Annotated in this window: 15 protein-coding genes; 9 read left to right on the top strand and 6 right to left on the bottom strand. The window is 69.4% G+C overall.

Annotation, left to right across the window (positions count from 1 at the left end; translation table 11 throughout):
• The first annotated feature begins 9 nt into the window (after nucleotides 1–9).
• The gene (locus ACIHFB_RS01825; RefSeq protein WP_365268508.1) at nucleotides 10–483 is read left to right on the top strand and encodes an SRPBCC family protein; all 474 of its coding nucleotides are present in this window, start codon (nucleotides 10–12) and stop codon (nucleotides 481–483) included.
• 83 nt (nucleotides 484–566) lie between these two features.
• Here the strand turns inward: ACIHFB_RS01825 and ACIHFB_RS01820 are convergent, their stop codons facing one another.
• Both ACIHFB_RS01820 and ACIHFB_RS01815 read right to left on the bottom strand, forming a co-directional pair.
• A complete protein-coding gene (locus ACIHFB_RS01820; protein ID WP_400124911.1) occupies nucleotides 567–1,031 on the bottom strand; it encodes a hypothetical protein in 465 nt (154 codons plus the stop codon).
• Between the two features lie 107 nt (nucleotides 1,032–1,138).
• Complete coding sequence (locus tag ACIHFB_RS01815; RefSeq protein ID WP_400124910.1) at nucleotides 1,139–3,382, bottom strand: MMPL family transporter; 2,244 nt, start codon at nucleotides 3,380–3,382, stop codon at nucleotides 1,139–1,141.
• Between the two features lie 178 nt (nucleotides 3,383–3,560).
• Here ACIHFB_RS01815 and ACIHFB_RS01810 point away from each other — a divergent pair, with 178 nt between their 5' ends.
• Entirely contained in the window at nucleotides 3,561–4,319 is a 759-nt protein-coding gene (locus tag ACIHFB_RS01810; RefSeq protein ID WP_365268502.1) for a TetR/AcrR family transcriptional regulator, read from the top strand.
• 59 nt (nucleotides 4,320–4,378) lie between these two features.
• Here the strand turns inward: ACIHFB_RS01810 and ACIHFB_RS01805 are convergent, their stop codons facing one another.
• Nucleotides 4,379–6,343 (bottom strand): hypothetical protein, encoded by a 1,965-nt coding sequence (locus tag ACIHFB_RS01805; protein ID WP_400124909.1) that lies wholly within the window; start codon nucleotides 6,341–6,343, stop codon nucleotides 4,379–4,381.
• A gap of 197 nt (nucleotides 6,344–6,540) precedes the next feature.
• On the opposite strand from ACIHFB_RS01805, the gene ACIHFB_RS01800 reads away from it, so the two are divergent.
• From ACIHFB_RS01800 to ACIHFB_RS01780, 5 genes are all read left to right on the top strand, one after another.
• Complete coding sequence (locus ACIHFB_RS01800) at nucleotides 6,541–7,539, top strand: LacI family DNA-binding transcriptional regulator (protein ID WP_400124908.1); 999 nt, start codon at nucleotides 6,541–6,543, stop codon at nucleotides 7,537–7,539.
• A gap of 226 nt (nucleotides 7,540–7,765) precedes the next feature.
• Entirely contained in the window at nucleotides 7,766–9,526 is a 1,761-nt protein-coding gene (locus ACIHFB_RS01795) for a glycosyl hydrolase family 28-related protein (RefSeq protein ID WP_400124907.1), read from the top strand.
• 211 nt (nucleotides 9,527–9,737) lie between these two features.
• The gene (locus ACIHFB_RS01790; protein WP_400124906.1) at nucleotides 9,738–10,565 is read left to right on the top strand and encodes a hypothetical protein; all 828 of its coding nucleotides are present in this window, start codon (nucleotides 9,738–9,740) and stop codon (nucleotides 10,563–10,565) included.
• Nucleotides 10,562–12,697 (top strand): bifunctional serine/threonine-protein kinase/ABC transporter substrate-binding protein, encoded by a 2,136-nt coding sequence (locus ACIHFB_RS01785; RefSeq protein ID WP_400124905.1) that lies wholly within the window; start codon nucleotides 10,562–10,564, stop codon nucleotides 12,695–12,697. The genes ACIHFB_RS01790 and ACIHFB_RS01785 overlap by 4 nt, the downstream gene beginning before the upstream one ends.
• The gene (locus ACIHFB_RS01780; RefSeq protein ID WP_400124904.1) at nucleotides 12,697–14,868 is read left to right on the top strand and encodes a bifunctional serine/threonine-protein kinase/ABC transporter substrate-binding protein; all 2,172 of its coding nucleotides are present in this window, start codon (nucleotides 12,697–12,699) and stop codon (nucleotides 14,866–14,868) included. The genes ACIHFB_RS01785 and ACIHFB_RS01780 overlap by 1 nt, the downstream gene beginning before the upstream one ends.
• A gap of 17 nt (nucleotides 14,869–14,885) precedes the next feature.
• On the opposite strand, the gene ACIHFB_RS01775 is transcribed toward ACIHFB_RS01780, so the two are convergent.
• Nucleotides 14,886–16,286: a glutamate decarboxylase gene (locus ACIHFB_RS01775; protein WP_400124903.1), complete on the bottom strand. Its 1,401-nt coding sequence runs from the start codon at nucleotides 16,284–16,286 to the stop codon at nucleotides 14,886–14,888.
• Between the two features lie 244 nt (nucleotides 16,287–16,530).
• Between ACIHFB_RS01775 and ACIHFB_RS01770 the strand changes: the two genes are divergently transcribed.
• Both ACIHFB_RS01770 and ACIHFB_RS01765 read left to right on the top strand, forming a co-directional pair.
• Entirely contained in the window at nucleotides 16,531–17,169 is a 639-nt protein-coding gene (locus ACIHFB_RS01770; protein WP_400124902.1) for a CGNR zinc finger domain-containing protein, read from the top strand.
• A gap of 96 nt (nucleotides 17,170–17,265) precedes the next feature.
• Nucleotides 17,266–17,802: an HXXEE domain-containing protein gene (locus tag ACIHFB_RS01765; protein WP_365268477.1), complete on the top strand. Its 537-nt coding sequence runs from the start codon at nucleotides 17,266–17,268 to the stop codon at nucleotides 17,800–17,802.
• 21 nt (nucleotides 17,803–17,823) lie between these two features.
• Here ACIHFB_RS01765 and ACIHFB_RS01760 read toward each other — a convergent pair whose 3' ends face one another.
• Nucleotides 17,824–18,999 (bottom strand): flavin monoamine oxidase family protein, encoded by a 1,176-nt coding sequence (locus ACIHFB_RS01760; protein ID WP_400124901.1) that lies wholly within the window; start codon nucleotides 18,997–18,999, stop codon nucleotides 17,824–17,826.
• A gap of 213 nt (nucleotides 19,000–19,212) precedes the next feature.
• Nucleotides 19,213–20,361 carry a serine hydrolase domain-containing protein gene (locus tag ACIHFB_RS01755; protein ID WP_400124900.1) on the bottom strand — a complete coding sequence of 383 codons (1,149 nt, stop codon included), beginning with the start codon at nucleotides 20,359–20,361 and terminating at the stop codon, nucleotides 19,213–19,215.
• Between the last annotated feature and the right edge of the window lie 128 nt (nucleotides 20,362–20,489).

The following is a 20,489-nucleotide window of genomic DNA, read 5'->3' as shown; positions in this document are numbered from 1 at the left end:
ACTCGGGCCATGTACAGGACCGACCGCGCCAGCCGGGTGATTGCGGCACCACCGGCGACTGTCTACGGCGCCCTCCTCGACCGGGAGTCCCTCGAGGCCTGGTTGCCTCCGGACGGTATGCGCGGGCGGGTCGAGAGGTGGGATCCCCGGCCTGGTGGTGGGTTCCGGATGGTCCTCACCTACCTGGACGCCACCGACGGTCCGGGCAAGACGTCGGAGGCGACGGACGTGGTCGACATCGGGTTCGCCGAGCTGGTGCCACCGGAGCGGGTGGTGCAGCGGGCTGTGTTCGAGTCCGACGATCCGTTGTACGCCGGCACCATGACGATGACCTGGCACGTCGCCGCCGCCGGTGACGGGACCGAGGTGACCGTGACCGCCACGGGCGTACCACCCGGCATCGACCAGGCGGTACACGAGGAAGGGATCGCGTCCTCGCTGGCCAACCTGGCGTCGTATGTGGAAGGGGCAGGGGCCGGCTGACTCCCGTCGGCTGACTGGACGGTGCGACCGAACATCCACGTGAGCGCCGCGGCTCGGTCAGTGCAGCGGGACCGCGACACAGGTCAAGGTCGTCTCCGGGAGCTGCGGGCTCGTGAAGCGTGCGTTGGCCAGGTACAGGCGAGGTCGAGCACGCTGACCTGGTTGAGCCGGTTCTGGACGACGTACAGGGTGTGGCCGACGAGCACGAGGCCGTCGCCGTAGGTGAGCGCGGTCGTACCGCTCAGCGTGATCTCGGTGGCCTCACCGGTCCGCAGCGGCACGCGGTAGAGCTTGCCGCCGTTGACGACGATCAGTCCCGTGCCGTCGGGGGTGGGGACGAGGCCGTTGGCGCTGACACCGTAGAGGACGGCGCCGTAGGAGTCGGTGAACCAGGCGCGGTCGCCGAGCAGGGCGACGTCGTTGATGAAGTGGCCCGTCGGGTCGTTCAGTTGGTACGTGGCCACGAGGCTGCCGGTGCGGGAGTCGACGATCCGTGCGGCACCCCCGGTGGATCCGGACGAGAGGTACAGCAGACCGTCGTGGTCCACCTTGAGTCCGTTGGTGATTGTGCCGGTTTCACCCGCATGGACGAGTGTGGCTGTGCCCGCCTCCTGGGGGTGGAGGCGGGCACTTGGCGGGGCGTGGACTCGCGTGGTCAGACTCCCGTCGAGTCCCTGATGTACGGCGACTCTGCCGTGGGCCCCGATGCGGCCGCGGACTGTGGTGTCGGGCCGCCTTCGCTGAGGCCGAACCGGCCGTGGACCTTGCGGAGGAAGCCGGGCGCGTACCAGGCCGAGCGGCCGAGCAGGCGCATCGCGGCGGGGACGAGAACGCCGCGTACCGCGACGGCGTCGATGAGGATGGCCAGTCCGCTGCCGAGGCCGAACATCTGCATGAAGCTGATCTTGGAGGTGCCGAAGGCGAAGAAGCTCACGGCGAGCAGACAGGCCGCCGCGGTGACGATGCGTCCGGTGTGCCCGAGACCGTTGGCCACGGCGGACTCGTTGTCCTCGCCCAGATCGTGGAGTTCCTTGATCCGGCTGGTGACGAACACCTCGTAGTCCATCGAGAGGCCGAAGGCGATGCAGAACATCAGCACGGTCATCGACACCTCCATCGGCTGCGCGGTGAAGCCGAACAGGGAGGAGAGGTTGCCGTCCTGGAACATCCAGGTCATGACGCCGAGGGTCGCTCCCAGGCTGATGATGTTGAGGAGCAGCGCCCGCAGCGGCTGCACGACGCTGCCGGTGAACAGGAAGAGCAGGACGAAGGTGGTGAGGGCGACCAGGGCGACGGCGATCGGGAGCCGACTGCTGATGGAGTCCTTGGAGTCGACCAGTTCGGCGTCGACCCCGCCCACCAGGGGCTGTGACCCGACGGGCGGGGTGACCGCCCGCACCTCGTCGACCAGGCTCTGCGCCTCGTCCGACCGCGGTGCCAGGTCGCTCACCACACTGATCTGCTGTGCGTCGGGCCGGCCGAGGTTCGCGTTGTCCGCGCCGGCCGCCGTCGCCGCTCCGCCGGCGTAGGTCCCCCCGCTGGTCTCGACGCGGACTACTCCCTGGAGCCCGGACAGTTCGACGGCGTACTTGCTCAACGGGCCCTCGGCCACAGTCTGGTCGATGACGACGTGGAGGGCCGCCTCGTCGTTGCCGTTGAAGTTCTCCCGCAGTGCCGTGGAGACCTGGCGGCTCTCGGCGCCCTCCGGCAGGACCCGTTCGTCCGGCGTGCCGAAGGTGATGCCCAGCAGGGGGCTCGCCGCCACCAGCAGGACCGCGAGCACGGGCAGCGCGGTGAGCGCGGGCCGCCGCATGACGGTACGGGCCAGCCGCCCCCACATGGACGTGGACGCGTCGGCGCGCCCTCGCCTCAACCACGGCAGCCGCCCGTTGTTGACCCGGTGCCCCAGGACGACGAACAGGGCCGGCATCACGAACAGGGTGCTGACGGCAGCGATGGCGACGACACCGACGCCGGCATAGCCGAACGAGCTGAGGAAGTACTGCGGGAACACCAGGAGCGCCGCGAGCGCGGCGGCCACCGTCGCCGCCGAGAACGCGACGGTGCGGCCCGCGGTGTTCACCGTCTGCCGGACGGCGTCGTCCACGCTCAACCCCGCCGCGAGCTGCTCCCGGAAGCGGCTGATCATCAGCAGGGCGTAGTCGATGCCGAGTCCGAGACCCAGCGCCGTGGTGAGGTTGGTCGCGGAGATGGAGACGTCGGTGACGTCGGCGAGGAGAGAGAGCTGGGCGAAGGAGCCCAGGATGGCGATGATCGCGATGGCGAGCGGCAGCAGGGCCGCGACCACACTGCCGAAGACGAACAGCAGCAGCACGAGGGTCAGCGGGATGGCGATGGTCTCGGCCAGCACGAGATCTTCGGTCACCTGCGTCGACATGTCGCTGCCGACGGCCGCGCCGCCGCCGGCCCGGACCGTGAGTGCGTTCTCGTACGTCCCGGTGTAGGCGTCGATGACGTCCTGCGCGTTCTTCTGCTGCGCTGTCTCGTCCCCCTTCACATGGGCGAGGACGATGGCCTCGCGCCCGTCCCGGGAGCGGAGGTCGGCGCTGCCCGTGTCCCAGTACGAGACGACGTTCGCGAGGTTCTTCTCTTCCTTGAGGTCGGCCATCAGATCCTGGCCGCTCTGCCGTGCGGCCGGGGTGTCGACGCGGCTGTCAGGGGCGCGGACCAGCAGGACCAGGTTCGGCTCTCCGCCGAACTTCTCGTCGATGGCCTTCCCGGCGCGGGTGGACTGAGAGGCAGGGTCGTCGAAGCCGCCGCCGAGCAGCTTGCCGAACGCGCCGGCGCCCAAGGCGCCCATGAGGGCCACCGCCACGACGGCGACGACGAGTACCAGCCGCGACCGGCGAATCGTCAGTTCGGCTATGCGTTCAAACACGCACGATCTCCCTTACGTCCTTGTGGTGCAAATGAAGGTGAAAACGACGTGAAGCAGACCGGTTTGCGTCGCGGCAACGACGTTAGGGGAGGGGGCACAGGCTTTGGCAGTGCCAGATTTACCTAACAGTGTTCAAATCCCCGAGACACCGTCGGAGTTGCCGTCGTACGGTCGTCCCATGCCCGTGGACGAACACGCGACGACCCCGCCCTCCTTGCGTCAGCGACGCCGGGCCGCGGCCACCCGTGAGATCGTGGACGCCGCCGAGCTCCACATCACCCGACACGGTCCCGCGGCGCTGTCCCTGCGAGCGGTCGCCCGCAGCCTCGGGATGACCGTGCAGGCGCTCTACCACTACTTTCCGAGCCGGGACGCACTCGTCACAGAACTCATCGCCGAGGCGTACGACGACCTGGCGGCAGCGGTGCAGACAGCCCTCAACACCGTGGAGGACGACACGGATCTGCCGCGTCTGGTCGTCGCGGCCGAGGGCTACCGCCGGTGGGCCGTCACCCATCCCGAACGGTTCCAACTGCTCTACGGCACACCGCTGCGGGACTACGCGGCACCCGTCGAGGGCCCGACCACCCAGGCGATGCGCCGGATGAGCGCGATCTTCGAGCGTGAGCTCTTCGGCGGGTTCAGCGCGGAGCAACTCGCCGCGGCCGACACCCCCGCGCTCTCGCCCTCGCTCCAGGCACACCTGGCACACCTGTCACCGGAAGGCATGGAAGGCCCGGGCGATCCGGGTGCTCTGCCGCCCCCCGCAACCGCTCTCCTGCTGAGCGCATGGGGACACATGCACGGCCTCGTCGTCCTGGAGGTGTTCGGGCACACGTCCTTCATCGGCGACCATCAGGCCGAGATCTTCCGCATGGGCATGCAGACCATGCTCAAGGACATCCACAGCCGGATCCCCGCACACGTGAGCCGCTAGCAGTCGGCCGACTGCCGGACTGCCAACGGCTCGGCGCGGACCGGGAGATGGCGTTCCCGTCAGTCGGTCACCTGCACCACTGCCGTTTTCCCCGCCCGCACCGTCGGCGTCGCGTACGTGTAGGTCACGCCGCCGACCGTCTTGGTGCGCACGTGCTGCGGCACGCCGTCGACGGTGATCTTCTTGTGGACCCCGGGGAAGCGGGCCTCCCAGCTGTAGGCATCCTTGCGGGCGTTGTTCGTCAGCGTGGACTTCGTCGCGCCGTCGTGCCGCACGGTGATCGTGTTCTTGCCGATGGGGACGTCCGCGGTCTGGAGCCACTTCATGCCCGCCGGCAGTCGGGACTGCGTGGTCACCCTGTGGTTCGCCGCGTCCGGTGCGATGCCCATCAGGCCCTCGACGGTCTGGCTGACGAGCGTGAAGGACACCTCGGGGTAGTCGCCGTTGGGGCCCTGGCTGGAGTTGATGTGCTGGAGCTCCCGCTGCTCGTAGATCTTCTTCATCCACGTCCAGGCGGTGTCGTTGCGGTTGTTCTTGAAGAACATGTCGGGCAGGTACGTCGTCGACTCGATGTTGGGCGACCCCTCAGGACCCAGTTCCTGCTCCTGGATGTAGTCGAGGTAGGCGTCGTTGCGCGGGCCGGGATCGAGGATCTGCTTCATCGGCACGAACACGCTGTTCTCCTTGCCCCAGCCGGTGACCGGGGTGTTGGACGTGGAGTACGCGCGGACCATGTCGGCGCCGCTTCCGGTGCCGCTCCACTCGTCGTTGTAGTACGCCTTGAGATCGGCGGCACGCTTGTCGTACGTCCTGGCCAGCGCGGTGTCGCCCTTGCCGCGTGCGAGCGTGGCCAGCGCCAGATACGCCTGGTACTGCGCGGCGATGCCGTCACCGGCCTCGGCGAGGCCGTCGCCGTCCTGCTCGTTGTAGCTGGCGGCGCCGGCGAAGATGCCGTTGCCCGTGCCCTCGGCGACCTCGACATCGCCGTTGGGCTTGGCGGAGTTGTGGAGGTCGATGAACTCCTCGGTGGCGTGCCGGTAGAAGTCCCACAGCACCGGGTCGTCCACGTATCTCCGGTCGCCGGTCCAGAGGTACGCCTGGCCTGCCTTCTCGATGAGTTCGAAGACGGCGGGCACTTCGCGCACGAAATTGTCCGGGCTCTTGTAGTCGATGCTCAGGTAGGTCTTGGCATCGAAGTTGAGGGCCCACACCGGGAAGTACTTGTGCTCGGCGGTGGCCGACGACGCGTACGAGCGGAGCATCGTCCTGTTCTCGGTGTCGAGGCCGAGGATGTGGGCGCCGACGAGCTGGTGGGTCATGTCGCGGGAGTAGTAGGCGCTGCGGTTGGCGTATCCGGCCCAGTAGGAGGGCCCGTACTGCGCGGTGCCGGTGCCGCCGGTCTGGTACTCGTCTACGTTGATCGGGCCCACTGTGCCGGGCAGCTGTACCCAGCTGTTGGCCTTCTTCTTGGCCCAGGCGAACATCTCGACGACCTCGGGGTCGGACGAGGTGACCTTGGGGTCGGCGGGCGCGGCGGGGGAGATCATCAGGTCGTCGACGTTGACCCAGGCACTGCCCGAGCCGAAGGCGATCTCCAGCCGGTTGCCGCCCTTCAACTCGACCCCGCTGACGGTGTACCGGGCGTATGAGCGGCGCTCCGGCAGGGTGATCGTCTCGACGGTCTCGCCGTTGCGCCGGACCGTGTACGTGCCACCGGTACCGGCGCTGCCGATCCACGCGGAGAGGTCGTAACTGCCCTTCCGGGGCGCCACGACGGTCAGCTCGGCGCTCTTGCCGGCTCCGGCGTCGAGGTAGAGGAAGCGGGCACCGCCGTGGGAGTTGCCGGTGCCGACCCCGGTGCCGGGGCCGAAGGTCCAGCCCGTACCGCCGTTCTCGAAGCCCGGGTCCTCGATGGCGAGTTGGGGACGGGTGGCGTCGTCTGCCGCCGCGCCGGCCGACAGTGCGGGTGCCATCGGCACGATCACGGCAACAGCGGTGAGCAGCATGAGCCTTGAGGGCTTCATCGTGTCTCCCGGGTCTTCAGTCACGGCGAGCGGAAGGGCGGCCGAGTGGTGGCGGAAAGCTAACAGGGGCCGAAGAGGCGGTTCAATGGTCATGCGCAAGAAACATGGAAGACACGCAGGCTCACTGCTATTTTGCGTGGACGAAGAAGCTGAAAGTTTTCATCGATCTATTGCAAGTTGAGCTCGGAGGGCACCGTATGAAGGTCGGCATCACCGAGGTCGCGGTCCGGGCGCAGGTGAGTGAGGCCACGGTCAGCCGCGTCATCAACCGGCGTCAGGGTGTGGCGCGCAAGACCCGCGAGGCGGTCGAGCAGGCCATGGCCGACCTGGGGTACGAGCGGCAGACGCGGGGCCAACTCGTCGCGGTCATCACGGAGTTGGTCTCCAACCCGTTCTTCGCCGACGTCAGCGAACGGATCGAGTCCACTCTCGCCCCGCACGGCCTGAAGACGGTCCTGTGCCCCTGCTTCCCCGGCGGTGTGCAGGAGCTGGACTTCGTGACCTCCCTCGCCGACCGGGGCATCGCCGGCGTCGTCTTCCTCTCCGCCAGCAACACGATCGAGGGCGCGGACCCGGCGGCGTACGAACTCCTTCGCTCCCGCAGGATCCCGTTCGTCGGGGTCAACGGCCAGTTCGAGGGCGTGGGCGAGGCGCCGGTCTTCTCCACCGACGACCTGTTGGCCGCCGAACTCGCCGTCGACCACCTCTACAGGCTCGGTCACCGCCGCATCGGTATGGCATCGGGTCCGGTCGGCAACCGCCCGGCCGACCGCCGGGTCAGCGGCTTCGTCTCCTCGCTCGCCCGGCGCGGGATGGAGAACCCGGAGCAGTGGGTGGTCCGGCAGTCCTACACCGTCGAGGGCGGTCAGTCCGCCGCGATCTCGCTCCTCGGTCGCGGCGCCACAGCCATCGTCGCCGCCAGCGACTACATGGCGCTGGGCGCGATCCGCGGGGCACGGCGCCAGGGGTACGACGTGCCGGGCGATGTGTCGGTCGTCGGCTACGACGGCTCCATGATCATGGACTTCGTCGACCCTCCGCTCACCACGGTCCGTCAGCCGGCCGACCGTCTGGCCTCGGAGGCGGCCCGCAGCATCCTCGCGCTGGTCGGCAACCGCGACGTCCCCGTCGGTGAACTCCTCTTCGACCCGGAACTGGTGATCCGCGCGAGTACTGCGGCTCCGAGGGCGGAGTGAGACTCGTCCGTACCATTGACCTAGACATCGGATCTATAGACACTCTGCTCGGAGATCCGGCCGGGAAACTGGGTGGCAACTCCGCCTATTCATTGGGTGTTTCTTGGCTCATGGACGCTCCGGAGGGGCGATGTCAAAGTCTCGGTTCGTGTTTCTCGGGTTGGCGCTCGCGTTGTTCGGAGGTGCCGCCAGTCCCGTCGCCGCAGTACCCAGCGCAAGACCGGTCGTGGTCGACGTGGACGACTACGGAGCCGACCCCACCGGCCGGACCGACTCGGCGCCGGCCGTCGCCGCGGCGCTGCGGCACGCCAAGAGCGTCGATCGGCCGGTCAGGATCGTCTTCTCGAAGGGCACCTACCAGATCTACCCCGAGCGGGCCGAGACGCGTGAGCTGTATGTGTCCAACACGGTCGGCGCCGACCAGCGTTACCGGGACAAGAAGATCGGGTTGCTCGTCGAGGACATGCACGACGTCACCATCGACGGCGGCGGAGCCAAGCTCGTCTACCACGGTCTCCAGACGGCGTTCGCGTCGATCCGCTCGACCAATGTGACGTTCCAGAACTTCTCCTTCGACTACGCGGCCCCTCAGGTCATCGACGCGACCGTCGCCACCGCCGGTGTCACCGACGGGCGCGCCTACCGTGTCCTGAAGATCCCGGCCGGCAGCCCGTACCAGGTGAACGGCACACACATCACCTGGCTCGGCGAGACCAGTCCGGCCACCGGACAGCCGTACTGGTCGGGCGACGACGGACTCCAGTACACGCAGATCCACGACCCCAAGGCGCAGAAGACCTGGCGCGCGGACAACCCGCTGTTCAACGACGTCGCCTCGGTCACCGACCTCGGCGATCGCCGGATCCGGATCGACTACAGCACCACGGCACCGCCCACCGACGCCGGGCTCGTCTACCAGATGCGCCTCATCGAGCGGACGGAACCGGGCGCGTTCATCTGGGAGTCCAAGAACGTCACGATGCGCTCGATGAACGCCTACTACCTCCAGTCCTTCGGCGTGGTGGGGCAGTTCAGCGAGAACATCTCCATCGACAAGGTGAACTTCGCACCCGATCCGAAGTCCGGCCGGTCGACGTCCTCCTTCGCGGACTTCGTGCAGATGTCAGGCGTCAAGGGGAAGGTCTCGATCACCCGGAGTCTCTTCGACGGCCCGCACGACGACCCGATCAACATCCACGGCACCTACCTCGAAGTCGTGGGGAAGCCCGGACCGAACACCGTCACCCTCGCCTACAAGCACCCGCAGACCGCCGGATTCCCGCAGTTCGCCCCGGGTGACGAGGTCGAGTTCGCCTCCAAGCGCACGATGACCCCGCTGCCGGACGCGCACGCGAAGGTCACCGCGGTCGACGGGCCGAGCGGGATGGACCACGACAAGCCGCTGACCACGATGACCGTCACCTTCGACCGGCCCGTGCCCGCCGGGGCCGAGATCGGCGAGACCGTCGTCGAGAACATCACGGCCACCCCGTCGGTCGTCATCTCCGGCAACGTGTTCCGCAACGTGCCGACCCGCGGCATCCTGGTCACCACCCGCAAACCCGTCCTGATCACCGGCAACCGGTTCGACGCGATGTCGATGGCCAGCATCTACGTCTCCGCCGACGCCTACCAGTGGTACGAGTCCGGGTCGGTCGCCGACCTCACGATCCGCGGGAACTCCTTCACCCGGCCCACCGGTCCCGTCATCTTCGTGGAGCCGACCAACCAGGTCATCGACCCGGCGAACCCGGTGCACCGCAACATCTCGGTCGAGCACAACTCGTTCGACATCGGTGACGTCACCGTCGTCAACGCCAAGGGCGTCGGCGGGTTCGCCTTCACCGGCAACACCGTCCGGCGGCTGGACGGAGCGGACCACCCGCCGTACACCTCACCGCTGTTCGTCTTCCACGGCAGTTCGGACATCCGGATCGCGCGCAACCACTACGACAAGGGGCTGAACACCTCCGTGGTCGCCGACTGAGCCGGTTGCACAAGGCCGCCGCCACCCGAGTCGTCCGGTCGGGTGGCGGCCGCAGTCCTGTCGCGCTGGACCGGCGACCTGCCGTTTCTGTGTGACAGATGGGGAACAGCTGTGCCACATGATCGTCAACCGGTCCTGATATCGGGCAAGTTGCTGCTTAGCATCGTGGACACGGATGGTGTGCCGATGGTGGCAGGGGGAACTTGTGGTCGTGAGGGGCAAAGTGGCGCGCCTCGGCTGTGCCGGTGCGGTGTGTGTCCTTCTGTTGAGCGGTTGTACGTCCGACCCGGACGAACCGCCGGCATCGGCGTCGGCCAAGAAGGGGCGAGCGTCGGCAAGAGCCTCCCCGTCGCCCACCGAGGTCGTCGACATCGACCCCGCCAGACTCCCCGGCACCAAGGCGCAGGCCGCCGCCCTCATCCGTGATCTGATCCCGGACCCCGCCGCCTTCGGCCCCGACGCCGTGCGCGGGACCCCGTACGAGAGCGACCCGCAGCGCTGGCCGGTCCTCGGCGACGAGTGTGTCTGGCATCAGCAGCCGCTCCCGAAGGACGTCCTCGCCACCTTGACCCGCTCCTACGAGATACCGGCGAAGGGCAAAGAGGGTCCGCTGCGGCTGAGTGCCGTCGTCACCGTGCATCGCACCGCCGAGCAGGCCGACTGGGAGAACGCCGAGGTCCTGGAGGAGATGATGCGCTGCCCCGCGCAGCAACTCCGCTCCGACGAGGTGGTCACGGACCTGAACGACGTCCCCAACTCCTTCGGCGACACCGGGAACGAGTACGCCGACGACGCCCTCACCGAAGTGGGCACGTACACGAGCGCCGAAGTCGGCGGCCCCCACGAGTACATCTGGGAGCAGACCCGCATCGGCCAGTTCACCCTCGCCGTCTCCGCCAAGGGCTCCAAGGGCTGGACCCGGACAGGCCTGTTCGACCGGCTGCGGGATCCGCACGCAGGCATGCGCACCCGCCTCAGAGCCGCCGTCGAGCGGGACACGCAGGAGCCGAGCGGCAACACGGAGGGCGAGCGCCGATGACCGAGAAACTCACCGGCGCCGACCCGGCCCGCATCGGCGGTCACCGACTGCTCGCCCGGCTCGGTGCCGGCGGCATGGGTGTCGTCTACCTCGGCCGCGCCGGATCGGGAGAGCTGGCCGCCGTCAAGGTGATCCTGCCCGAATACGCCGACCAGCCCGAGTTCCGCGCCCGCTTCCGCCGTGAGGTCGCCGCCGCACGGCGCGTGGACAGCCCCTGGGCCGTGCCCGTCACCGGCGCCGACCCGGACGCGTCCGCACCCTGGCTCGCCACCGCCTTCGTCCCCGGCCCCTCGCTCGCCGAGGCCGTCGCCATGTGCGGCCCCTTGCCGCCGCGTGCGATGCGCGTCCTCGGGCGGATGCTGGCCCGCGCCCTGACCGCCGTACACGACGCGGGACTTGTGCACCGCGATGTCAAGCCCGGCAATGTGCTGCTGGCCGTCGACGGCCCACGCCTCATCGACTTCGGGATCGCCCGCGCCCCCGAGGAGACGGCGCTGACCTCGGCCGACATGGTCGTCGGCACCCCCGGCTTCCTCGCTCCCGAGCAGGCACAGGCGCAGCCCGCCTCGCCCGCCAGTGATGTCTTCGCCCTCGGCTGTCTGCTCTCCTATGCCGCCACCGGACGCCTGCCCTTCGGCACCGGCGCCGTGGACGCCCTCCTCTACCGCACCGTGCACGACGAGCCCGATCTCGACGGCGTCCCGGACGACACACGTGCCCTGTTGGAGCGCTGCCTCGCCAAGGACCCGGCCGCCCGGCCCACCGCCCGCGAGATGGACGAGGCACTGGCCGAGGAGACGCCCGCCGACACCGCGGACTGGCTGCCCGACACCGTCGTACGACTCATCGCGGACCGCTCCGCCGCGCTGCTCGCCCTCCCGGACATCGAGGAGACGGCCCTCGACGCGACAACGGACGGGGAGCCCACGGAGGTTCCCGCACAGGCACCGCGTCCGTCGGACCGTCGCCGCTTCCTCCTGCTCGGCGGCGCGGCCCTGCTCGCCGCCGGCGGCGGTACCGCACTCTGGGCCGCACAGCGGGACGACGGCACCGCACCGACCGCCTCGTCCCGGGCCCGGCGCTGGATCCTCGGCGTCCAGGCCGATCTGACGGGACCGCAGAAAACCGTCGGACAGGCCCAGGAACGCGGGATACGACTGGCCGTCGAGCAGTTCAACTCCCGCACGGGCAAACCCTTCACGCTCACCCTCAAGACGGCCGACGACCAAGGCGACGCGACCCGCGCGGTCAAGGTGGCCCGCGCTCTCGCCGCAGACCGCGATCTGCTCGCCGTCATCGGCTCGACCGGCGACGAGACAACCGGCGCCAGCCTCGACAGCTACGACGCCGAGCTCGTCCCCCAGCTCACGGCGTCCTCCGCGCAGAGCGTGTACGGCGTCTCGGAGCCCCGCCACTTCCTCCAGGCAGTCCCCGGCTACACGGGCCTGCCGAGCACGGCCGCCTACTCCCTGTACACCCAGGGCGCCCGCCGAGTGGGCGTGCTGGTCGACCGTGACGGCGGCATCCCGGCCTGGCAACTCGGCCACACGATGTTCCAGAACCTCGGTGTCCTCAAGATCGCCGGCGAGCCGCGCGTGGCACCGCGACTGGCCGACAACCTCGCACCCGTGGTCGCGGAGATGGTCGCGCAACGACCCGACGGCTTCGTGTACACGGGTACCCCCGCCCGCGCCGCCGCCGTGGCACGCGCCCTCGCGCAGACGGACTTCGACGGCCTGCGCTCGCTCGGCTACCCGGCGGCCCGGCCGGAGTTCCTGAGCGACGCCGGCGCCGCCGCCGAGGGCTGGCAGATCTTCGCACCGTACATCGACCCGTCGGCCGCACCCGTCCGCGCCTTCGCCACCGCCTACCGCAAGCGCTATGGCAGCCCACCCCCGTACTGGGCGGCCGAGGCCTACGACGTGGCCCGCATGATCATCGCCCGTCTCACCGGGACCGGCGGCCGGCCCTCCCGGACCAAGCTGTACGACCTGCTGGCGAAGGGCACGTACAAGGGACTCGTCCGGACGTATGCGTTCGACAAGGAAAACCGGTGGCTCACGAGCAATGAGATCTTCCGCTACGAGGTGAAGGGCGGCCGGTACTCCTACGCGGGCAAGGTCAGTTTCTGATGCGGCACTTGACCGCCGACGACCCCGACGAGATCGGTGGGTACCGGTTGCTGACCCGGCTCGGCTCGGGCGGCATGGGTGTGGTCTACCTCGCCCGTACGGCGGGCGGGGCGCTCGTCGCGCTCAAGAGGATCCGCGCCGAGCATGCGGCGGACCCCGCCTTCCGTACCCGGTTCCGGCGCGAGGTGGCGGCGGTCCGCGGACTGACCGGACGCTGGCTGGTACCGGTCGTGGCCGCCGACACGGAGGCCCGGGAGCCTTGGCTGGCCACGGAGTTCGTACCCGGCCCGTCCCTGGTCGAGGCGGTCGACGGATTCGGCGCGCTGCCGATCCCCGCCGTACGGACCTTGGGGTCCTTCCTCGCCGACGCGCTGACCGCCGTACACGACGCCGGACTTGTGCACCGCGACGTGAAACCGGGCAACGTCCTGCTGGCCCTCGACGGCCCACGCCTCATCGACTTCGGCATCGCCTACGCCGCGGGCGCGACCGCGCTCACCGCACCGGACGCCGTCGTCGGCACGCCCGGCTTCCTCGCGCCGGAGCACGCGCAGGCCCGCGGCGGGGAGGTCGGCCCGGCGAGCGACGTCTTCTCGCTGGGGTGCGTCCTGGCCTATGCGGCGTCGGGGCGGCGCCCGTTCGGCAGCGGGCATGCCGCCGGCGTCCTCTTCCGGACGGTGCACGAGGCGCCGGATCTGGGCGAAGTGCCGGGCGAGCTGCGGTCGTTGATCGTGGCCTGTCTGGTCAAGGACCCGGCCGGGCGGCCGACGGCCGGGGAGGTCGCGGGCGGGCTCCGTGACCCGCGGGTGTCGCTCGCACGGGAGGCCACGGACGACCGGGCGGACGGCTGGCTTCCGCCCGCGATCCTGCGCGTGGTGGCCGAACGCTCCGCCCGGGCGCTGGACGTGCCCACCCCGCAGCGGGCCCCACACCGACCGGACGACGACCCGGCGCTTTCCGACCCTCAGGACGCCCGTCCTCCGAGCCGGCGGCGGGTTCTGCTGATGGGGGGCGCGGCGGCAGCGACCGTGGTCGCGGCCGGCGGTGGCGTCGCTGCCTATCTGACGGCTGGACGTGGGGACACGGGCGGCGCTCTTCCGGTGCACACCATCGGTTTCCAGGCCGACCTGAGCGGCGGGAAGACGGCGGACGGGGTGGCGCAGGAGCGCGGGGCCCGGCTCGCGGTGGAGCAGCACAACGCGCGCACGGGCATCACGTTCCGGCTCGCCCTGGACACCGTCGACGACCGAGGCGACACGGCCCGCGCCGAGGAGGCCGCGCGGCGTTTCACGGAGGCCAAGGTACGGGCGGTCCTAGGACTCAACACCTCCGCTGTGGCGCTCGCTGCCGCCCGGCACTACCAGGAGGCCCGCACAGCCATGGTGCTGATCTCCTCGGACGGCGCAGAGCTGTCCGGCCAGAACATCACCACGCTGTGCGTCACCCGGGGCCCCGAGTCCCTTTTGGCCCTGCCGCTGGTGCGGTATCTGACGGCGGTGCGACCGGTTGAACGTACCGCCGTCATCGACGACCAGGATGCGGAGCAGACCGGTACGGCCCTCACCAACCAGCTCAGGACCGTCCCACCGAACGGCGGCACCACCAGCGTTCACCCCGTCGCGGCCGGCAGTGACGACTTCGCGCCCGCCGTCCGCGCCGCCCTCGCCGCCAAGGCGCAGGCCGTCGTCTTCAGCGGCACATCGCCCGAGCGCGCCGCACGCTGCGCCCGCCTGCTCGCCGACGAGGGCTTCACCGGACCGCGCCTGGGCACCTGGCACATCATGCAGCCGGACTTCCTCCAAGAGGCCGGTTCGGCGGGCCGGAACTGGGTGTTCGGTACCCCCTTCACCGACCCCGCCGGCGCCTCCCGCACCTTCACGACCACCTACCGCGCAAGATTCGGCACGGCGCCCGGCCGTTGGGCTCCGGAGGCGTACGACGCCGTGGGACTGGTCGCCCGTGCCTTGGAGAAGCTGGGCGGGGCGGCCGACATCGAACCCGGTGTTGTTGCCGAGCGCCTGTTCGACGTCACCTACCCGGGCATCGCAAAGACCCTGAGCTTCTCCAAGGGCGAGAGAACCCTGGATGCGAGGAAGGAGGCGTCGTTCTTCCTGTTCCAGGAACAGGGGGAGGCCTTCCGCTTCCTGGGCAGGTCCGACGAGGTTCGGTAACAAGCGGTCGGTCGAGGTCAGGTGGCGGCGAGGGGCTCGAGGAGTGGTGGCGGTGTGCGCCGGTCGGTGTGGAGTCGCCGGGTGACCTCGGTGAGGTCGGTGATGAACATCCCCGCGAGCTGGGCGGTGAGTCCGGTGCGCACCACCAGACGCAGGACGGAGACGTCCTGGCATGGCGCGGGGAAGGTGTAGGCGGGCAGGTGCCAGCCCCGTGCGCGCATCGCCTGCGAGACGTCGAAGACCGTGAGGCCCTGAGTGCCGGATGCCAGGCGGAAGGCGAATGCCGGGAGTTCCGAGCCGTCCGTGACCAGCTCGTAGGGCGGAATGCTGCGGATCCGCTCGGCGAGCGCACGGGCCGTCGTACGGTTCTGGGCCGCCAGGTTCCGCATGCCCTCGAAGCCGTACCGCAGGAAGCTGTAGTACTGCGCGACGACGTGTGCTCCCGGGCGGGAGAAGTTGAGGGTGAAGCTGGGGGACCGGCCGCCGAGGTAGTCGACCTCGAACACCAGGTCGTCGGGGAGGGCTTCGGCGTTGCGCCACAGGGCCCAGCCGAGGCCGGGGAAGACATGCCCGTACTTGTGGCCCGAGGTGTTGATGGAGGCGACGCGTTCGAGCTGGAAGTCCCACATGAGACCCGGGTCGAGGAACGGCGCCACCAGAGCGCCGGAGGCGCCGTCGACATGCACGGGGATGTCGGTTCCGGTGGCGGCCTGGTATCCGTCCAGGGCCATGCAGATGTCGGCGACGGGCTCGTAGGAGCCGTCGAAGGTGGACCCGAGGACGGTCACGACGCCGATCGTGTTGTCGTCGCAGTAGGCGGTCAGCGTGTCGGGCGTGAGGTGGTAGCGGCCCGGTTCCATCGGGACGTAACGCGGCTCCACTTCGAAGTAGTTGGCGAACTTCTTCCAGCACACCTGGACGTTCGAGCCCATGACGAGATTCGGGCGTGCGGTGTCCTTGCCCTGCGCGCGTCGGCGGTCCTGCCAGCGGCGCTTGAGCGCGAGCCCGCCGAGCATGGCGGCCTCGCTGGAACCGGTGGTGGAGCAGCCGCGTACCTGTTCCGGGTGGGGCGCGTGCCAGAGCCGGGCGAGCATGCGCACGCAGCGCTCCTCCATGGCCGTGATCTGGGGGTACTCCGCGCGGTCCGCGAGGTTCTTCTCCGCGGTGTCCGCCATCAGCTGGCGCGCCTGCGGTTCCATCCACGTCGTCACGAACGTGGCGAGGTTGAGCCGGGCGTTGCCGTCGAGCATCAGCTCGTCGCGAATACGGCGGAGGATCAGGTCGGGCGACGATTCGGACTCGGGCAGTTCGTCGGCGGGGAGCAGCAGCTCGTCGGCGGGCGGGTGGCCGAAGCCGGGGGGAGCGGTCAGGGAGTCGAACTCGGTGTCGGGCATGACGTCGGTATTCGGGATGGGCATGTGTGTGCCTCGATGCCTTTCTGGTCCGTGCGGCCCCGTGCATTTCGACGCTAGATCGCTCCGCGGCTCGGCAAGCGTGCCGATTACACCGATCCAGTGATCGATTTACAGAGTGATGAACCGGATTTTCCCTTGTACATACCGGCCATTACCTCGCCGTGGCGGTCCTTCCTGGCGACCGGTGTCAGGGTGGTCAAATGGGTGTGACGTTCCTTATCCATTAGCTCGGGGTAACGTCGGAGTCATGGCGACCGAGGGTGCGACCACAGGCGCGACGCTGTTGGGAGAGCCGCTGCCGGTCGAGCTGATGAACACCGTCACCATGGACCGCGGGCGCACCTACGACGCCCTCGACACCGATGCCGGTGTCACCGCCTGGCTGTGCGCGGTCGCCGGCCGAATCCGCACCGAGGCCGGGATCGACGCCGGCGCAGTGGACGAGGACGCGGTGCGCCCGGTCGCCGGGACACTGCGCGCCTTGCGCGACGCGCTGCGCAGACTGGCAGCGGAGGCGACCCGGGATCCGCGCCCGCCGGCCACCGCCGCGGAGCCCGCTCTCCCGGAGGCCATCAGCACGCTGAACGCCCTCGCGCAGACATGGCCGGAGCTGGTCTGGCCCGCCGACGGGGCACCGTCGCGTGTCTACCGGGGCTCCGGAGCGGCCCCTGACCTCGCGGTACGGTTCATCGCGCACCAGGCCGTCGGCCTCTTCGCCGGACCCGACCCGGAGCGCCTGCACCCCTGCCTGGCACCGAACTGCCCGCTCTTCTTCGTCAAGACTCACGCGCGCCGCGAATGGTGCTCGCCGGTGTGCGGCAACCGTGTGCGCGTGGCCCGGCACTACCGCCGCCATCACGCGGCCCCGGAGCACCGAGGCAGCTGAGCCGTGTCCGGGAGGATCAAGGGGGAGCACCCGGCCGGGGTTCCGGTCGACGGTCGTGAGAATGTCCCCGGCATGGGGTCACAGGGGGGAACGGCGATGAATGACGTGGCGCAGCCGGTGGACCGTACGGTCACGTTCGGGCTGTTGGCGGCCTGGGCGCTGCACGACGCGGAGGAACTGCTCACGGGCCCGGCCTGGCTGCGCCGGCACCTCCCCGAACTCCGCAAGCGGTTCCCCGGAGTGCCTGAGCGGGTGTGGCGGCAGGCCGAGGCCGTGGACGCCCGGGAGTTCGCGTTGGCCGTGGCGCTGGTCGGCACGGCCGTGGCCGCCGCGTCCGCGGCCGGACATCGCACGGCCGGCCGCTCGCCCGTCTACCAGGCCGTACTCGACGGCTTCGGGCTGCACGGCCTGGTCCACCTCGCCCAGGCCGCAGCAGTCCGCGGCTACACCCCGGGCTCGGTGACCTCGCCGCTCCTTGTCGTCCCGTTCACCCTCTGGGCCCGGGGCCGCCTGCGCCGCGCGGGCGTACTGCGCCCGACCCGCGCCCGCGACCTGGCCACCGGCCTGCTCACGGCGGGCGTGGTGACGGTGGCGGCGCACGCGGCGGCGAGGCGGATCCTGGACAGGGGCTGACAGGCGCCGACCGGAACAGCCCTACTCAGAGAGCCGGGCGAGCAGTTCGGCAGCGGCCTTCTTGCCGGAATCGCGTGAGTAGTCGACCTGGTCGGTGATGACTCCGGCCCAGTACAGGCTGCCGTTGACCGGGCGGAAGACGGCTTCGGACATCTGTTCAGTGACGAGCCCCGAGTCCGTCAACGCCGCGCGGGCGAACGGGTCTTTGGCCCATTCGTGCTCGACGACATTGACGGCTTTGAGCTTGCGATCGCCGACAACTCCCCGTACCAGTTCGAGGAATTCCGCATGCCGGCGTTTCCGGGGCAGCGCCAGCATACGAGTGGCCTCTTCTTGGTCCGCCGCAGTACCGACCACCTGCCCCTTGAAGTCGGGCAACTCCGGGGAGGACTTCCACATGTACGTGAATTCCGACATACCGGCTTCACGAATCCAGTCGGCATCCTCTGGAAGCACGGGGTGGTCGAACTGCCAGAGTACTTTCGTGGTGGGGGACTGGGGTACGGCCTTGAAGGCTTCGACCTTCTCCGATGGCAGGGCCGGGGAGAATTCGATGGCGCTGGCGGCCAGTACGGCCACGGGCACGGTCACGATCGCGTAGCGGGCCCGGTAACTGACGGTGCGTCCGTGCTGTTCGGCGTGGACGACGACACCGGAAGCCGAGTGTTCGATGCGCCCCACCACGGTGTTGAGCTGGATCGGCAGGTTCTTGGCGAGCGGGACGAGGATCTTGTTGTAGCCACCGACGACCTGGAAGTTCTTGGCTTCCCCCGGCAGTCCGGATTGGTCGGTCACCTTCCAGGAGCCGCCCGGTTCCGTACGCGAGATCATGCGGGCTTGAAAATGCGTCTTGAGTTGGAACTTCTTGACCAGGTCCCAGGTGGAGGCGGTCGTTCCGTGGATGAACTCACATCCGAGTTCGATCGGGACGGGCATCGAGGTCCGATCGGTGAACATACGGCCGCAGACGCGATTCCTGGCCTCGACGACCATGACTTTCTTCCCGGCGTCCACCAGGTCCCGGGCGGCGCCCAGACCGGACGCACCCGCACCGATCACGACAACGTCGAACTCATGGTCGTCGGCTGCCCGAGCCTTTCCCGTCGAGCACGCGGAGAGAGCGCCGGTCGAGAAGGCAGCGGCAGCAGTACCGATGAGGACGCCACGGCGGCTGACCGGACGGCGGTTGCGTTCCATATTCGCGTCGACCCTTCAATAGCATGGCTAGCATGCGCATTCGTTGCGCGCACCACCCAGAAAAGCCGACCCGACACTGAATCCTCCATCCGCCGACCAGCGGTTGCACCCCCGCCGATCGGCGGGGCAGTACCGGCAGTATCCCCGAATATCCGCAGCGCGAGCCGGAGCCAATTGCCCGGCCCGCACACCGGACGGTCGCGGCAGCGGTCGTCACGGTCTGAACGCGGGGAAGCCGAAGCGCTCGGCCACAGCCTGGCCGTCCTCCTTGGCCTCGGTCGAGTTGACCGAGTAGACGACGGTCCTTGAGAGGTCGCGGGTCGCGGCGATGCCCGTCGCGTACCCCGGCCTGGAGCCCGTCTTGCCCCACAACTCCTGGCCGTACAGTTCGAAGCGCTGGAGCCCGGCCCCGAAACTGGCACCGTCGATGTCCGGGACGGTGAACATCTCCTGCAACTGCGGCTCGGGGACGACCCGGCCGCTGAACAGCCCCTTCACCAGCTGCTCCAGATCGGCGGTGGTCGAGATCAGGTCGCCGGCCGCCCAGCGGTCCGCCATGTTCCACTCGGTGACATCGGTCAACTCGCCGTCGATCCAGTCGTATCCACGGTTGTGCGGTCCGTGAATACGTGGGTCGGTGCCGACGGGGAAGGAGCTGTGGCGCATGCCGAGCGGGCGGAAGACACGGACCTTCGCCTGGTGTGCGTAGGTGTCGTCGGTGATCTTCTCGATCAGCAGGCCCAGCACGGTGTAGTGGATGTTGCTGTAGGACTGCCGCTTGCCGGGCGCGGAACCGGGGCCCGCGGCGACCGATGCGGCGACGACCTCGCGTGGGGTCACGGTCTCGAACCGGTGCGGGTAGCTCTCGTCGACGGTGGCGCCGGGCTGGGCGGAGCCCGGCTTCAGACCACTGGTGTAGTTCAGCAACTGCCGTACGGTGATGGGCTCGAAGGCGTCGTCGAGCAGGCCAGGCAGATACTGCTGGACCGTGCCGTCGAGGCTGATGCGCCCTTCGGCGGCGAGCTGAAGCACGATCGACGCGGTCACCACCTTCGTCACCGAACCGGCCCGGAACCGCGCCTCCTCCATCGCCGGGGCCTGAGTCCGCACGTCCCGAACCCCGCCCGCCGCGCTCCAGGTGCAAGTGCCGCCCACACGGACGGTGGCGGCGGTCGCACTCGCGTCGGGCAGTTCGGCCAACTCGGCACCGAGGGTCGCGATGTCCGGCCCCTCCTGCGCGGCCACGCACGGCACGGGCGTCCGACCGGGCGAGGCGAGTGCCGGGGCGGCAAGGGGGCCCGTGGCAAGGGCGAGGGCCATCGCGGTGGCGGTGGCGGCGAGGACGGACGTACGTCGTGGCATGGGCTGCTCCCCGGGGTCGCTGGACGGTTCCTGATCATCCTGCGGCCGTACGCCGATGCCCGGATCGTCGTTGAGGAGGGTGCTGAACCCTGAGGAGCCCCTGAGTAACTACCGTGATATGTAAGGGG

The organism is Streptomyces sp. NPDC051963 (assembly GCF_044593495.1).
Lineage (GTDB): Bacteria > Actinomycetota > Actinomycetes > Streptomycetales > Streptomycetaceae > Streptomyces.
This window is presented reverse-complemented; position numbering and strand designations above follow the sequence as displayed.